The sequence below is a fragment of the Comamonas denitrificans genome, assembly GCF_017368815.1.
Classification (GTDB): domain Bacteria; phylum Pseudomonadota; class Gammaproteobacteria; order Burkholderiales; family Burkholderiaceae_C; genus Comamonas; species Comamonas denitrificans.
In genome coordinates, this window is record NZ_JAFNME010000017.1 from 25,788 (window position 1) to 41,165 (window position 15,378).

Annotated in this window: 15 protein-coding genes; 3 read left to right on the forward strand and 12 right to left on the reverse strand. The window is 62.4% G+C overall.

Annotated elements, in window-relative coordinates:
• Nucleotides 1-136: 136 nt before the first annotated feature.
• The 3 genes from J1777_RS08885 (at nucleotide 137) to J1777_RS08895 (ending at nucleotide 3,363) form a co-directional block, all read left to right on the forward strand.
• Nucleotides 137-1,564 (forward strand): APC family permease, encoded by a 1,428-nt coding sequence (locus J1777_RS08885; protein ID WP_341352952.1) that lies wholly within the window; start codon nucleotides 137-139, stop codon nucleotides 1,562-1,564.
• Nucleotides 1,565-2,161: 597 nt separating this feature from the next.
• A complete protein-coding gene (locus J1777_RS08890; protein ID WP_207575395.1) occupies nucleotides 2,162-2,593 on the forward strand; it encodes a hypothetical protein in 432 nt (143 codons plus the stop codon).
• Entirely contained in the window at nucleotides 2,593-3,363 is a 771-nt protein-coding gene (locus J1777_RS08895) for a hypothetical protein (RefSeq protein WP_207575396.1), read from the forward strand. The genes J1777_RS08890 and J1777_RS08895 overlap by 1 nt, the downstream gene beginning before the upstream one ends.
• 11 nt (nucleotides 3,364-3,374) lie before the next feature.
• Here the strand turns inward: J1777_RS08895 and J1777_RS08900 are convergent, their stop codons facing one another.
• Genes J1777_RS08900 through J1777_RS08955 form a run of 12 tightly spaced genes read right to left on the reverse strand, consistent with a single transcriptional unit; the run spans nucleotide 3,375 to nucleotide 15,368 of the window.
• A complete protein-coding gene (locus J1777_RS08900; RefSeq protein WP_207575397.1) occupies nucleotides 3,375-3,611 on the reverse strand; it encodes a DUF2274 domain-containing protein in 237 nt (78 codons plus the stop codon).
• On the reverse strand, nucleotides 3,608-4,885 hold the full coding sequence (locus J1777_RS08905; protein ID WP_207575398.1) for a TraB/TrbI/VirB10 family type IV secretion system protein: 1,278 nt from the start codon (nucleotides 4,883-4,885) through the stop codon (nucleotides 3,608-3,610). The genes J1777_RS08900 and J1777_RS08905 overlap by 4 nt, the downstream gene beginning before the upstream one ends.
• Before the next feature lie 2 nt (nucleotides 4,886-4,887).
• Nucleotides 4,888-5,892 carry a P-type conjugative transfer protein TrbG gene (trbG, locus tag J1777_RS08910; RefSeq protein WP_207575399.1) on the reverse strand — a complete coding sequence of 335 codons (1,005 nt, stop codon included), beginning with the start codon at nucleotides 5,890-5,892 and terminating at the stop codon, nucleotides 4,888-4,890.
• Nucleotides 5,889-6,593, reverse strand: coding sequence for a conjugal transfer protein TrbF (gene trbF, locus J1777_RS08915; RefSeq protein WP_019439181.1), 705 nt, complete (start codon nucleotides 6,591-6,593; stop codon nucleotides 5,889-5,891). The genes trbG and trbF overlap by 4 nt, the downstream gene beginning before the upstream one ends.
• Nucleotides 6,594-6,610: 17 nt before the next feature.
• Nucleotides 6,611-7,990: a P-type conjugative transfer protein TrbL gene (gene trbL, locus J1777_RS08920; protein ID WP_207575400.1), complete on the reverse strand. Its 1,380-nt coding sequence runs from the start codon at nucleotides 7,988-7,990 to the stop codon at nucleotides 6,611-6,613.
• Between the two features lie 12 nt (nucleotides 7,991-8,002).
• Entirely contained in the window at nucleotides 8,003-8,746 is a 744-nt protein-coding gene (gene trbJ, locus J1777_RS08925) for a P-type conjugative transfer protein TrbJ (protein ID WP_207575401.1), read from the reverse strand.
• Nucleotides 8,743-11,193, reverse strand: a complete 2,451-nt coding sequence (gene trbE / locus J1777_RS08930; protein ID WP_207575402.1) for a conjugal transfer protein TrbE — start codon at nucleotides 11,191-11,193, stop codon at nucleotides 8,743-8,745. The genes trbJ and trbE overlap by 4 nt, the downstream gene beginning before the upstream one ends.
• A gap of 12 nt (nucleotides 11,194-11,205) precedes the next feature.
• Nucleotides 11,206-11,478, reverse strand: a complete 273-nt coding sequence (locus tag J1777_RS08935) for a VirB3 family type IV secretion system protein (RefSeq protein WP_031656903.1) — start codon at nucleotides 11,476-11,478, stop codon at nucleotides 11,206-11,208.
• Complete coding sequence (locus J1777_RS08940; RefSeq protein WP_031656904.1) at nucleotides 11,475-11,867, reverse strand: TrbC/VirB2 family type IV secretion system protein; 393 nt, start codon at nucleotides 11,865-11,867, stop codon at nucleotides 11,475-11,477. The genes J1777_RS08935 and J1777_RS08940 overlap by 4 nt, the downstream gene beginning before the upstream one ends.
• Entirely contained in the window at nucleotides 11,864-12,901 is a 1,038-nt protein-coding gene (gene trbB, locus J1777_RS08945; protein ID WP_159609007.1) for a P-type conjugative transfer ATPase TrbB, read from the reverse strand. The genes J1777_RS08940 and trbB overlap by 4 nt, the downstream gene beginning before the upstream one ends.
• Nucleotides 12,898-13,362, reverse strand: a complete 465-nt coding sequence (locus tag J1777_RS08950) for a ribbon-helix-helix protein, CopG family (protein ID WP_033475077.1) — start codon at nucleotides 13,360-13,362, stop codon at nucleotides 12,898-12,900. The genes trbB and J1777_RS08950 overlap by 4 nt, the downstream gene beginning before the upstream one ends.
• Nucleotides 13,359-15,368 (reverse strand): conjugal transfer protein TraG, encoded by a 2,010-nt coding sequence (locus J1777_RS08955; protein WP_207575403.1) that lies wholly within the window; start codon nucleotides 15,366-15,368, stop codon nucleotides 13,359-13,361. Before J1777_RS08955 ends, J1777_RS08950 begins: the two co-directional genes overlap by 4 nt.
• Nucleotides 15,369-15,378 lie beyond the last annotated feature (10 nt).

A 15,378-nucleotide genomic window follows, 5' to 3' on the forward strand; every position in this document is an offset into this window, starting at 1 on the left:
CACTTTCGGATTGTTATTTATGCCTGCCCACCCTCGTCCCTGCACGCTGTGCCTTGCCACCCACTTTGCCTGCCCTGCGGCCCACCGCCCCGGTGCCAAGCCCCCCTTGTTGTTCTAAGCCAAGAAAGGCACCATCGTGAGCACACAGCCCCCCTCCTCGACCGCCGCCGCGGCCACCCACCCCGCCCATGGCATCGCCCGCCTGCAAAAAACACTGGTGATGTGGCAAGTCATCATGATTGGCCTGGCCTATATCCAGCCCATGACGCTGCTGGACACCTTTGGCATGGTCTCGCGCGACAGCATCCAGCACGTGCCAACGGCGTATATGTTTGCGCTGGCAGCCGTGCTGCTGACCTCAATCAGCTACGGGCACATGATTCGCAAGTACCCCTCCTCCGGCTCGGCCTACACCTATGTGCAAAAGTCGATTCACCCCAATGCCGGGTTCATGGTGGGCTGGTCATCGCTGCTGGATTATTTGCTCTCGCCCATGGTGAATATTTTGCTGGCCCGCATTTATTTGACCGATATGTTCCCTGAAGTGAACCACTGGGTATGGATCATCGGGCTGACCATGCTCATGGTGGCCATCAACCTGCGTGGTATTCGCTTTGTGGCCAACTTCAATAGCCTGATTGTGTTTTTGCAGATTTTGATCATCGGCATCTTCACATTCTTGATTTACGAAAAACTGGCCGCCGGTCAAAACGCGTTGGGAGGCATTGACGGCCAAACCGCCGATGGCTTGTGGAGTTTTAGCCCTTTTTGGAGCGAAAAAACCGAAGTCGGGGCCCTGATCACCGGGGCGACGATTTTGTGCTTTTCCTTTACCGGCTTTGATTCGCTCAGCTCTTTGGCCGAAGAAACCAAGGACACGAAAAAAACGCTGCCCCGCGCCATGTTTTTAACGGCCTTGATCTCGGGCCTGCTGTTTATTTTCTGCACCTACTTTTTGCAGCTGTTTTTTCCGGGTGACCCCAGCCAATATTTCAAACTGGTGGATGAAACCCAACCAGAAATTTTGCTCCTGGTCGGCGGTGCGCTGTTCCAGTCGGTGGTGCTCAGTTTTGCGATTGTCACCGTCCTGGCTTCGGGCATTGCCGCCCATGCCGGCGTGTCGCGCCTGATGTATGTGATGGGGCGCGATGGCGTGCTGCCCAAACGCTTTTTCGGTCATATCTCGCCCAAGGGCTACACCCCCTCGTACAACATTTGGCTGGCCGGGGTGGTTTGCCTGTCTGCCGGTTTTTTAAGCTTGGAATTTGTTGTCGCCCTGATCAGCTTTGGGGCGCTTACGGCCTTTAGCTTTGTCAATTTATCGGTCATCAGCAGTTACGGTTTTCGCGATGGCCGCTTGAAACACCCCAAGGATTTTTGGCAGTTTTTTGTGCTGCCGCTGCTGGGCTTTGCCTCGATTGGTGCGCTGTGGCTGGAGGTGGAGGAAACCTCGCTCAAAGCCGGTATCTCCTGGGCCGCAGTGGGCTTGATTTACCTGGGCTGGCTCACCAAAGGCTTTCGCCGCGCGGCACCCCAACTGCACGAAGAGGATTTTGAGCGGTAAAAGTTGCCACGGTCATCTGGCAATCCCGTCTTCCCCCCAAAAAAAGGCCGGCGTCAAGCCTTTCGTGCAAATCACGTGGGGCTTGAAAGCATATACGGGGCAATAGGTTAGCTCTGTTCCGTGCCGCTTGCAGGAGATGCGGCGTTGTAGGCTGGGAGCCACATGAGAGTCTTGGGGAAGTAAGCCACATCGTACTGTGACGGTGAAAACTATCCAGACAGCGGGCTTGACTTGTTCGTCATAGTAGCCCATTCCTTCGCGCACCACCCAAACCCGAACGGACGCTAAACCAGCTCCGAAGACAGGATGTCTGACCTTGAACCGTGGATGCCAGAGGCATTTCGGTTGATAGTTTTCGTCAGCAGAGCGAATAGGCACAACTAGATCATGTTCGGGAAGTGCACGGAGGCGATCGCTGCGGTTGACGACTTGCCAGGCACAGCGCGCTAGAGTCCAGGAAAGCTACACGCTGAAAAAAGCTGGGCTACTAACGCCGTTTAAACTTGCTTCCGCAATAATTCCTTGCATACTTGGCGGGCAGCTATTTTAAACGATAAAATCCGCCATTTCCCATCAATCAAAATATGGAAGCTAAAAATGATAAAAGAAAATGAAATCAATATTGATTCTTATATAAAAGCAATATCCGATAGGAAAATAATCTACGAAGAAAACGTGGCTTACATCATGCCGGAAGGCAGCGCCGATGGCATTGATATCCTGAATGAGTATTCGCCAGACTTAAGGAAAGATTTAGAAGAATTTGGCGTAAATTCGGTGGTTGTCAAAGGAGATGAGCATACTTACAAAGCATTAAGAAGTGCAGACATAATTTTGCCTTTAATTCTTGGAATCCCATTTGCTGTACTTGCTAATTTTCTAACAGATTGGTTGCGATCCAATATAGAAAAAGGCAAGACGGTTTCTGTAAAATTCATAAAGAAGGATGGGGAAAAATATAAAGAAATAACCATAGAAGGATTGGGTGAGGATGTTGAAAAAATCATCGAAAGCCTGAAGGATCACTAATGGGAAGAGATGAGGACGACGAGCCAGCCTACGAGGCTATACTGATGACATCGGGAAGAGTCAATCTCTCCGAAATGGAAAAGAACAGCTTTAACGAAGCGCAAAATATTATTCAAGCTTATAACGCAGGGGAACTAGAGAATCCAGAACCCGCGCTCAGAAGCGCATTGGATATGCTGCTGAATGTTTTCTGGATCAACAAAGATTTACGTATTCCAGTTTCAAGGCAAATGCACTCTATAGGAAAGGTGCTGCATGAAACATATGGGTGTGCATTCGGATTTGAAAATGGGCTTTATTACACAAAGTGCCCAAACATGCTTTTACATCGTGATTTTGGATTTAGCATGCGAGGGTTTGAAAAATACAAATGCTCCATATGCAACATAGATCCTGTAGACTGCCTTCATAGGACTGGGCGAAAGTACAATAATGTTGAGTGCAATAGGTTTGGCGGGCGTTGCAATATATGCTGTGAAGAAAATTCCTCATGTAGTCATAATTTGGGCGAAGCATATGATAACGTCGAGGCCATAAAAATCGTCTACGACATGCAGATAACTACATTTGATGTGGTTAGGGAGCCTGATTTTGCACTTGCAAGAGTGACTAAAATACCTTTCTCAAAGCAATTCATAACAAAAGGTATCGGTGAAGATCCGCACTCTTCTGAGTTTATATACGGCAGTACAGTACTTAACTGCGATCATTGTATTGGTTGCACGGAATACAGCCCAAATGCGAATGGTGGACTTTGGGTGAAACCATAACGGCAGCCATATTATTGGCAAGAATTGAGACGCCTAAACTCTTTCCTGAACCCCCGATCCCCCGCCATGAACGCTTCCAGCATGTGCGGGATCAGCGTCGTGGCATCGACCGCCTCGCCATACGCCTGCGCGTGCAGCGCGGCGTAGCGGTCGAGGTCGGCTTTCAGGCTGGCCGGGCAAGCGAAGGTCAGCTTGACGCTTTCGGTCTTGGGTAACGGCCCCAGCCGCAGTTTCCTGGTCGTGCTCATCGTGAAGTCCCCTTGTTGAAGAACAACGGCTGATAGGGCCGCAGCACCAGATCACGGTTGACGATGATGCGCACCGGCAAGCCAGGGCGGCTGGTCAGCGTGGGCTGGATGTTGAGGTTGCGCCGGGTCACTTCCTGGCCGACCTGGTTCACGGTGTCCTGCAGGCTGTCGCGCCCAGCGATGATGACGCGATCACCGTCCTGGCGGTTCTCGGGTGCAGCCAGTTCGGCACCGACGCCCAGCAGTGTGGTCAGCACGGCACCTGCAAAGATCCGATCCCAGTGCCAGTCCACGTCGTCTTCCAGACCGGCATAGCCCGCCGGGTCGGTGCCGATCAGGTCGTCGAGCGTGAGCGATGACGTATCCGGCAGGATGATGCGGTTCCACATCACCTGCACGCGGCTCTGGCCGTAGCTGACTTGGCTGTTGTACTTGCCCAGGATGCGCGAACCCTGCGGGATCAGTAGGAATTTGCCAGTGGCCGTGTCATAGATCGGCTCCGTCACCGTGGCGATCACGTCGCCCGGCAGGTCGGACTTGATGCCCGTGACCAGTGCCCCGGCAATGACCGTTCCGGCCATCACCTGATACGGCGAGGTGGGCATTTGCAGGTTGCCGGAGTTACGGGTTTCCGTAGAACCACCTATCAGGAACGCCTCTTTCTGGTCTTGCCGGTTCTGCACGGCAGTCGGATCGGCGGGCTGGGCCGCCGTCGAGGCCGGGCCGGCGGCCATCGGGTCGAAGGCCGCATTGGCGGCAAAGCCCGGTGCGGCAGTGACCTGCGACTGCGCCACGGGCGTTGCCTGCGGGGAGCCGGTGCGGAAGAATACCGAAGAAGCTGCCGCAGCTTCTGCTTCCTTGCGCAGCGCATCGTTAGGATCGTAGCCGGGCGCGGCATAGGAGGCGGCAACTGGCTGCTGCGAATTGACGATGGCTGGCCCCAGATCCCCCGGCAGCGGTGGCCCCAGCCCCGGCACATCGGGCGGCAGCGCTGGCAACTTGGAATAGTCGGTAGGAAGTTGGTCGAGGCCTTCCGAGCGCGACACACGATCCACGTTGTACAGCTCCGTGGATTCGCCCGCACCGCGTTGCTGCGGTTGCAGCGACCAGATCAGTGCGCCCATCACGCCAACCGACAGGCCGCCGGCGAGGATGGCCAGCGTGCGCCGGTTCAGGCGCGTGACCGGGCGCGGTTGGGCGCGCAGCGCCACCGCCTCGGGTGCCACCTTGTCCACCTTCGGCGTGGCAAGGTCGGGGGTATCGTCCTGGCTCATGCTCAGTTCCTCCCGGCAATGCCATCGGTGCGCTCGATGCGCACTACATCGCCCTTGTCAGCGCCCAGGCGCAGTTCGGCCGCACCGAACAGGCGATCCACGATGTAGTACGGCGAACGGAAGCGGTAGTTCACCAATTGTCCGTCGCCCTGTGCACCGATGACGAACAGCGGCGGCAGCTCGCCCTGGGCGATGCCTGCCGGGAACTGGATATAAACCTTCTCGCCATCATCGAACGCCCGCAGCGGCTTCCACGGCGGATTGCTGCCGCTGATTGCATAGCGAAAGCGGATGTTCTCCAACGACAGACCCGCATCGACCGGAGCGACAGCGTTGGCAGCCTGTGCCTGGCGCTGCAAGGCCAGCATTCGATCCTTGGGGTAGTCCCAGGACACCGACGCCATCCATGTCTTGTCGGTCGAAGTCAGTTCCAGCAGGTACGTCCTGCGGCTGGTGGTGATGACCAGATTGGTCTTCAACCCGGAACGGATTGGTTTGACCAGCACATTGACGCGCAGATCGGCCCCGCTGCCGCTGGAGGTGTCGCCCACGATCCAGCGCACCGTGTCGCCAGCAGCGACCGTCACCAGTTCCTCGCCGGGCTGGAGCGCGATCACCGTCACGCGGCCCACGGACGCATAGACCTGGTACAACGCACCATCGGTAAAAGGCCAGACCTGGATCGCATTGACGTAGCCCTCGCGGGTCGGCGCGATCCGCGCTTCGGCATTGGCGCGGGAGACGCGCACCTTCTCGTCGGCAGGCTCCGGCGTGGTCGGGGCCGCAACAACGTCCGGCAGCGGCTTCAACTGTGCGGGCAATGCCAACGGCTCGGGCACAGCCACGACTTCGATGGGTTTGGGCGGCTCGGGCAATGGCTGCGCCTGCACCGGCTCATCGAGCGAAATGACCGGCGGCGGTTTGCCCTGCGTGGCGCAGCCCGCAAACAGAACAGTCGATGCCAGCAGGATCACCGGCAATGCGGTTTTACGGAAATGTGCATTCATGGTTTGGCTCCTTCAGAAGAATCCAGTTCACGGCTCCACGACAAGCCATTGACGTAGATGCCCAGCGGGTTACGGCGCAGGCGTTCTTCGGTGCGCGGGGTCTGCTGCACGATGGACACCACCGCCGTCCATCGCTCCAGCCCGGCCGCCGCGCCATTGACGTAGCGGCGTTCTGTCCAGCGCACGTTGAACGACGCATCGCTGGCGCGAACCACACTGGTGATCTGCACCGTCACCGACTCCTTGCCGATGCGGGCGAACGGGTCATTCACCCGCGCGTAGTCGTTGAGCACCGCCGCGCCCCGGTCGGTGGTGTAGTCGTAGGCGTCGAGCCAGTTCTGGCGCACAACGATGGGGTCGATGGACAGCGAGCGCACCAGCGTCACGAAGCGCGCGATGTGGTGTGCCGTCTGGGCATCAGTGGGCCGGTACGGCGTGGCCGCTTCGCCCACGGTGCGCACCTGGCCGGACTGATCGACCTCGATGACGTAGGGCGTGACGATGGACTGTGCTGAGCGCCACACCAGGCCACCGGCCATCAGCAGCGCGAGCACCAGGCAGCCAAAGGCCATCAGCCGCCAGTTTTTCGCCTGCACGCGGGCCGAGCCGATGCGCTCGTCCCACACTTGGGCAGCGGCTTGATACGGAGTGGCAGGCTGTGGCGTATCGGCATAGCGCACCTGCGGTCGTTTGAATCGCATGGAGTTCTCCTTGAAAGTCAGCTATCGGAATCCCGCAGGCTCGGGCCTTGGCCCGAACCGCCGCCGTCGCCACCGCGCAGCGTGTGCGCGGCCGTGGTGGTGGCCTGGGTGAGTTGTTGGCGGCGTTGCAGGCGCTTGGCCCAGCCGGGTTGTTCCTGCTTCTGCGCGTTGGCATCGCCAGCGGCGGCTTGCCCGGAAGCGGCAGTGCCACCGCCTGAGCCGCCATCGGCGCCAGAGCCTTGCCAGCCTGCTTTGAGTGGCGCGGCCGCCTTGGCCGCCGCTGTCTTGATGCCCGCACCGGCGCGTTGGCCTGCCGCCTGTGCGCCGCCCTTGGCGACATTGCCCAGCCCCGCCATCGCGCCCTTGGCTCCGCCGCCCGCAGCGGCAGAACCGGCCTGGAATGCCGACTTCGCGCTGCCCGCCGCCGATGTCGCAGCCCGCGCACCAGACCCGGCGAGCTTGGCGGCAGCCGGTGCCATGCGCGCTCCAGCCATCACGGCACCGCCCACGCCGGTGGCCGCAGCACCTACGGCCACCGCCGCGCCTGCGGCACCAATCGCAGCACCAGCCATTGCCCCGGCACCCAACTGCGGTGCGCCGGAGACCAGCCCGGTGGCGATGCCTGGGCCGAAGATCCCCAGCGCCAGCAGCGTGAGCGAGGCCAGCATGATGACCACCGCATGGTCGATGGACGGCTCGGCTGGATGCACCTGGAACTCTGCAAATAGGCCCGAGCCGATGCCGACGATGACGGCCAGCACCAGCACCTTGATGCCCGAAGACACCACGTTGCCCAGCACTTTCTCGGCGAGGAAGCTGGTCTTGTTCCACAGCGCAAACGGCACCAGCACGAAGCCCGCGAGCGTGGTCAGCTTGAACTCGATCAGCGTGATGAAAAGCTGGATCGCCAGCACGAAGAAACACAGGATCACCACCGCCCAAGCCAGGAACATGACCACGATGGGCGTCATGTTCACGAACACTTCGGGGAAGCCCGCCATGTCGCTGATCTGCTCAAGGATGGGGGCCGCCGCGTCAATGCCGGTCTTGGCCAGGCGGCCTGGTTGCAGGAACTCGCCCATGCTCATCGTCGAGCCGCTGGCCGTCAGGCCCAGGCCCGCGAATGAGCGGAAGACGATGCTGGCCAGCCAGTTGAAGTTGTTGATGATGTAGGCGAAGGCGCCGACGTACAGCACCTTGCGCAGCAGCTTGGCGATCACGTCCTCGCCCTGGCCGGTGGCATGGCTCATCGCCCAGTACAGCCCGGCAATCGTCATGTCGATGACGATCAGCGTGGCGGTGAGGAACGCGACTTCGCCCTGCAGCAGCCCAAAGCCCGAGTCGATGTAGCGCGAGAAGGTAGCGAGGAAGCGGTCGATGACCGTCACGTCATTCATGGCGGCGCTCCGTCAGTTGCCGTAGAAATCCACGCGCTGCGGCGTGTAGGGCGTGCCATCACCCAGGAAGCGGCGCGTCACTTCACGGCCACGTTCGACAGCCGCCGCTTGGCGTGCCAGTTCCAGCACGGCGGCGCGTTCCTGCGTGATCTGGAGTTGCTGCGCCTGGATGGACTGCTTGGCCTGCAAGGCCAGAAGCTGGTTGGTCGCCTGCATGGCTTGCAGCGCGCCGGTGGCGGACTGGCTCTGGCTGACCAGATCGGACAGCGCGCTTTCGTCTTGCGCCAGGTTCTGCGACACCTGCGCCTGCATCCGCATCGCGGTATGCAGGCCGTTCAAGGTGTTCTTCCAGCGTTCCTGCGCGTCGCGCAGCATCTGGTCGCCGCTGACGGTCGCGGCGTACTGCTCCGGGTACAGCCGGGCGAAGGTGGCATCCATGCTCTGCACGTCGTAGGCCAGGCCGCGAGCCTCGGCGATCAGCCGCTCGGTGGTCGCCAGTGTCGAACGCAAGCGATTGACGACGTTGAAGTCCAGATTCGCCAGATTACGCGCCTGGTTCATCAGCATCTGGGCTTCGTTCTGGAGTTGGTTGATCTGGTTGTTGATCTGCTCCAGCGTGCGCACGGCGGTCAGCGTGTTCTGCACGAAGTTGGACGGGTCGAACACCGTCAGCGCGGATGCAGGCTGTGAGGCCAGCAGCGATACCGACAGCACGGCGGCGAGCGAGACGGACAGCAAACGGGGTTGGGTCTTCATGGTGAAACCTCCGGTCGTTGAGAAGCGAGGAAGGACGCTGCTGCCGGTGAGGACGGCAACAGGTCGGCAGCCCAATCGAGGCCGCGATGGCGCAACCAGGCACCGGCGAAGCCCGGTGTGCCGGCATCCAGCAGCACGCGATCCATGTCGCGTTGGTCTTGCGGGGTGGATGCACTCGCGAAGGCCAGCGTGGCTGGCCCCAGGTCGAGGTCGAACAGGCGATTGCCCAGGCGCGATTGGTAGTAGTAATCGCGCTTGGGCTGCGCGGTCGCCACAATCTCGATCTGGCGCGAGTTCAGCCCAAAGCCTTCGTAGATCGTGCGAATCTGCGGCTCGGTCGCCTGTGGGTTAGGGAGAAAAATCCGACTGGCGCAGCTTTCGATCACCGCCGGGGCAATGCTCGAATCCTTGATGTCGGCCAGCGACTGCGTGGCGAAGATGACGCTGACATTCTTCTTGCGCAGCGTCTTGAGCCACTGGCGGATGCGGGCGGCAAACACCGGGTCATCGAGGAACAACCAGGCTTCATCGAGGATCAGCAGCGTGGGCGCACCGTCGAAGCGTTCATCGAAGCGGGCGAACAGGTAGCCCAGCACGGCCAGCACCGCCGCCTTGCTGTGCATCAGTTCTTCCATCTCGAAGCCCTGCACGCTGCCGGAACCCAGGCGGTCGGCATCGGCATCGAGCAGCTTGCCGTGGGCACCACCTAACACATAGGGCGCGAGCGCCTGGCGCAGCGCGTTCGATTGCAGCAGCACCGACAGGCCGGTCAGCGTGCGCTGCTCCACCGGTGCGCCGGCGAGGCTGCCGAGTGCCGACCAGATCGCAGCCTTCTCGTCCGGGCCGATGGCGACACCTTCGTGCAGCAGGCGGCCTTCCACCCATTCGGCGGCCCAGGTGCGATAGCCTTCCTGGTCAATGCGGGCCAGTGGCTGGAAGGCAATCGCCCCGTCGTTGCCGAGGTCGTAGTGCTCGCCGCCCAGCCCCAGGATGGTGGCGCGCATGGAGCGGCCCATATCGAAGGCGAAGATGCGCGAGCCGGGATAGCGGCGAAACTGCATCGCCAGCGTGGCCAGCAGCACCGACTTGCCCATGCCGGTCGGCCCGGCGACCAGCGTGTGGCCCACGTCGCCAATGTGCGTCACCAGCCGAAACGGCGTTGCGCCATCGGTGCGGGTGACGATCAGCGATGGGCCGTCAAGGTGGTGGTTCTTCTCCGGGCCAGCCCACACGGCGGACAGCGGCATCATGTGCGCCAGGTTCAGCGTCGAGACGATGGGCTGGCGCACGTTGGCGTAGGCATTGCCGGGAATGGACGATAGCCAGGCATCCACCGCATTCAAGGTTTCGGGGATAGTGACGAAGCCCCGGCCCTGAATGACGCGCTCCACCATGCGCAGCTTTTCGTCGGCAGCGGCGGCATCCGTGTCCATGACGGTGACGATGGCCGTCAGGTATCCGAAGGACACCTGATCGCTGCCCAGCTCCTGCAAGGCGGCATCGGCGTCGGCGGCCTTGTTGTTGGCGTCGGTATCGACCAGCGGGCTTTCCTGCTGGAAGATCGTTTCGCGCAGCAGCGCGACGACGTTCTTCCGTTTGGCGAACCACTGGCGACGCAGGCGACCGAGTTCTTTTTCCGCCTCGGCTTTGTCCAAGCACAGAAAGCGCGTGCTCCAGCGGTAGCCAAAGCCCAGGCGGTTGAGGTCGTCCAGAACCCCCGGCCAAGTCGAGGTCGGAAAGCCGCGCACCGATACCACGCGCAGGTGCTGGTCGCCCAGCATGGGCGCCAGACCACCGACCAGCGCAGAGTCGGTCAGCAGCGCGTCGATATGGAACGGCACTTCGGGCACGCCGACGCGGTAGCGCTGCGTCGATATGGTGGCGTGCAGGTAGGTCAGCGTCTGGCTGTCATCGAGCCAAGCGATTTCCGGCATCACGCCATCGAGCAGGTCAAAGACGCGATCCGTCTCCGCGACGAAGGCTTGCAGCCGCTCGCGCCAGTCCACGCCTTCGGTGGGCCGGTTCTCGTACAGCATCCCCGCCGCGCGGGCACGCGATTCCTCGGGCGGCAGGTACACCAGCGTCAGGTGATAGCCGCTCTCGAAGTCGTTGCCCGATTCCTCGAAGGTGGCTCGGCGCTCCTCCTCCACGAGCCACGACAGCGGCTCGGGAAACTCCGAGTGCGGATAGTCGGCAGCGGGTCGGCGCTCGGCCTCAATGAACAGCGCCCAGCCCGAACCCATGCGACGCAGCGCGTTGTTCAAGCGCGCCGACGTGGCGATCAACTCGCCTTGCGTCGCACTGTCGAGGTCAGGCCCGCGAAACCGGGCCGTGCGCTGGAAACTACCGTCCTTGTTCAAGATGACGCCCGGCGCGACCAACCCGGCCCACGGTAGCCAGTCGGCGAGCAGTGCGGGCCGCTGGCGGTATTCGGCAAGGTTCAGCATGGCGGCGTCCCCTCACACGTCCAGCAGCGGGCGGTGCTTGATGTGCCGCGCGAACACGGTCATGAACTGCGGATCGACGCGCGCGCCCCATACCGCCAGCGAGTGGCCGACGATCCAGAGCACGACACCGGGAATCCACAGTTGCAGGCCCAGCCCCACTGCGGCAGCGAGCGTGCCGTTGGCGATCGCCACGGTGCGTGGCGCACCGCCCAGCAGGATCGGCTCGGTCAGCGAGCGATGCAGCGGCACTTCAAACCCGGCCGCAAAGGCATCCGGGGCACTCATACGACGGCCCCGCCGGAGAAGCTGAAGAACGACAGGAAGAAGCTCGAAGCCGCGAAGGCGATGGTCAGGCCGAAGACGATCTGGATCAGCTTGCGAAAGCCGCCCGACGTGTCGCCGAAGGCGAGCGCGAGGCCCGTGGCGATGATGATGATGACCGCGACGATGCGCGCCACCGGCCCCTGGATGGATTCGAGGATGGATTGCAGCGGGCCTTCCCACGGCATCGAGGAACCGGCGGCCTGCGCGGTTCCGGCCATGAACAGCAGCAGCGCGGCCAGCAGCAGTCCTTGCCCCGCAGGGCGTGCCAGGCTGCGCAGCCGTGCCAAGCCGGTCAGGTGAGGAAGCGGATCTACGAAAATACGGAAAGCAGGAACGTGCATCTGCGTCATGGCAGTTCTCCAGGGTGGTTGAGGGACGGGGAAGAAAGGTCGGACTGCGATGGCAGCTCGGGAAATGGCGCATCCATCGCGTCCGCCAGTTGGTAGCCCACGCCGTCGAAGCCGACGACGCGGGCGATGCTCTCGATGCGGCGCTTGCGCCCACGCCCGGCGATGTAGATCACCACGTTGACCGCCTCAGCGATCAGCGCACGCGGCGGGTTCACGGCCACTTCGAGAATCAGTTGCTCCAAGCGCAGCAGCGCGCCGAGCGCGGAACCGGCGTGGATCGTGGCGATGCCGCCGGGGTGGCCCGTTCCCCACACCTTGATGAGATCCAGTGCTTCGGCGCCGCGCACCTCGCCGACGACGACGCGATCAGGTCGCAGGCGCATGGATGAACGCACCAGCTCGGTCATGGACACCACGCCTGCGCGCGTGCGCAGCGGAACGTGGTCGCGGGCCGCGCATTGCAGTTCCACCGTGTCTTCGAGCACGAGAACGCGGTCGCCCGTGGCGGCGATCTCGGCCAGGAGAGCATTGGCCAAGGTCGTCTTGCCGCTGCTGGTGGCACCGGCGATCAGGATGTTCTGCCGCTCGCGCACGGCCCGTACCAGAAAGCCCGCCTGCGCGCTGGTCATCATCCCGTCGATGACGTACCGCTCCAGCGGGATCACGCCGATGGCGCGCTTACGCAGCGCGAAGGCTGGCCCCGGCGCGGCGGGCGGCAAGATGCCCTCGAAGCGTTCGCCGGTCTCGGGCAGCTCGGCCGACAGCAGCGGCTGGCCGCGATGCACTTCCGCGCCGACGTGGGCCGCCACAAGACGGATGATTCGCTCGCCGTCCGCTTCGGACAGCTCCACGCCCATCGGCGCACGCCCCGATGAAAGCCGATCCACCCAAAGGGTGCGGTCGGGATTCAGCATGACTTCCACCACGTCCGGGTCTTCGAGCGCGGCGGCGATCAGCGGCCCCATCGCCGTGCGCAACATCTGGATGCGCCGGTCGAGCGACGTGGCGGTCATGGATTGCGGAACGGCGCTCATGACGCACGCTCCTGTGCTTGGGCGACTGCCGCCGCGTCCTCCATCCGCATCGGATCGGGGTGCAGTTCCTCCACCACGTCGCGCACCAGGCTGCGTCCGCGTAGCAGGTGGCGCCCAAGCTGCTCCACGAACTGCTCGAAGCGTGCTTTGCCCTGGGCGCGAGCCGCGTCTTGGTGCGCCTCGGGAACGGGCGTGCTCACGGTCAGGTAGTAGCGGATGAACAGCGCCAGCGTTTCGATGGCGATGTTCTGGTCGCGCTCCATGCGCTCCGCCTGCCGCGACAGGCGATCAAGCCGCTTGGCGATGGCCGCCTCGCGCTGGTCGGCGGCATCAGGCGACAACCACGATGCGAGCGCCGCCGCGACGATGGACGACTTGGACACGCCTTTCTTGGCGGCCAGCTCGTCCAGGCGCTTGGCGTGCTCCGGCTGGATGAACAGGTTGAGGCGGTAGTGGCTCATAGCTCGATTCCGTCGTTGGGGTCGAGGGAAGCCAGCCGCGCCGTGCGCTGCATGGCTGGATCGAGCTGGCGAGGAAGGGGAAGCGGCAAATCGTCGTCGTCATCGAGTAGCCCAAGGTCGGCCGCGGGCGCGGCCAGCTCGGGGTCGTAGGCGACGGTTTCGGAGAGTTCGGGCTGACGGCGCGGGCCGCCGTCGTCGGCCGAAGCCGAGTTCTCCAGGCCATCGGCGGATGCCGTGGCAGGTGCAGCGGGCACGGACGGAATCGCCAGCCCGCTCCAGTCGTCGGGCCGCGACGGCGGCGCGTCGGCGTACTGCTGGTTCGCCAGCGTGGGCGGTGGCAGCACGCGACGCTTGAAATTGGCGTCCGCGTAGTAGCGCAGTTTCTTCGCCTTGATCGGCGCCACGCTGGACACCATCACCACGGCCTCGTCGGGCGGAAGCTGCATCACCTCGCCGGGCGTGAGGAGCGGTCGGGCCGTTTCCTGGCGCGACACCATGAGATGCCCGAGCCACGGCGCCAGCCGGTGGCCCGCATAGTTGCGCTGGGCGCGCAGCTCGGTGGCCGTACCCAGCGTCTCGGAGATGCGCTTGGCGGTGCGTTCGTCGTTCGTGGCGAACGTCACGCGCACATGGCAGTTGTCGAGGATGGAGTGGTTTTGCCCATACGCCTTGTCGATCTGATTGAGCGACTGCGCAATGAGGAAGCTGCGGATGCCATAGCCGGCCATGAAGGCCAGCGCCGTCTCGAAGAAGTCCAGGCGCCCCAGCGCCGGGAACTCATCGAGCATCAACAGCAGCTTGTGGCGGCGCTCGATGCCGTCGGAGCCATCAAGCGATTCGGTTAGGCGCCGCCCGATCTGGTTGAGGATCAGGCGAATCAGCGGTTTCGTCCGCGAAATGTCCGAAGGCGGCACCACCAGATACAGCGACACCGGATGTTCGGCCGCGATCAGGTCGGCAATGCGCCAGTCGCAGCGCGAAGTGACTTCGGCCACCGTGGGATCGCGGTACAGGCCGAGGAACGACATGGCGGTGCTCAACACGCCGGAGCGCTCGTTATCCGACTTGTTGAGCACTTCGCGCGCAGCCGATGCGACTACCGGATGCGGGCCATCGCCCAGGTGGGGCGTGGTCATCATCCGGTGCAAGGTCAGCTCGAAAGGGCTGGCCGGATCGGACAGGAAGTTGGCAACGCCGCGCAGCGTCTTGTCTTCGCCCGCGTAGAGCACATGCAGGATGGCCCCGACCAGCAGCGCGTGCGAAGTCTTTTCCCAATGGTTGCGCTTCTCCAGCGCGCCTTCGGGATCGACCAGAATGTCCGCGATGTTCTGAACGTCGCGCACTTCATGCGCGCCGCGCCGCACCTCCAGCAGTGGGTTGTAGGCTGCCGACTTCGCATCGGTCGGGTTGAACAGCAGGCAGTGCGAGAAACGCGAACGCCAGCCGGCGGTGATGCTCCAGTTCTCGCCCTTGATGTCATGGATGACGGCGGATGCCGGCCAACTCAAGAGTGTGGGAATGACTAGGCCCACGCCTTTACCCGAGCGCGTGGGCGCGAAGGTCAGGACGTGTTCCGGTCCTTCATGACGTAGGTACTGGTGATCGTGCTGACCGAGGAACACGCCGGCAGGCTGTGTGAGGCCGGCCTTGCGAATGTCGTGCGCATTCGCCCATCGCGCCGAGCCGTAGGTCGTGACCATGCGTGCCTGGCGCGAGCGCCAGACCGACATGGCGATGGCAACGACCACGGCGACCATGCCGCTGGCGCCGGCAATGGCACCGCCGGTGTCGAAGACCTCCGGCGCATAGGCGCCGAAGAAGAACCACCACTCAAACAGCTTCCACGGGTGGTAGATCGACGTGCCAAGAAAGTCGAACCAGGGCGAGCCAAGGCGTACTTGATAGCCAAGGGCCGCCGCTGTCCATTGTGTGGCACCCCACACACCGGCGATCACGATGCCGAATACCACGGCTATCTGACCGAACAGCACATTCGTACCTTGCATAGCCCCGCCT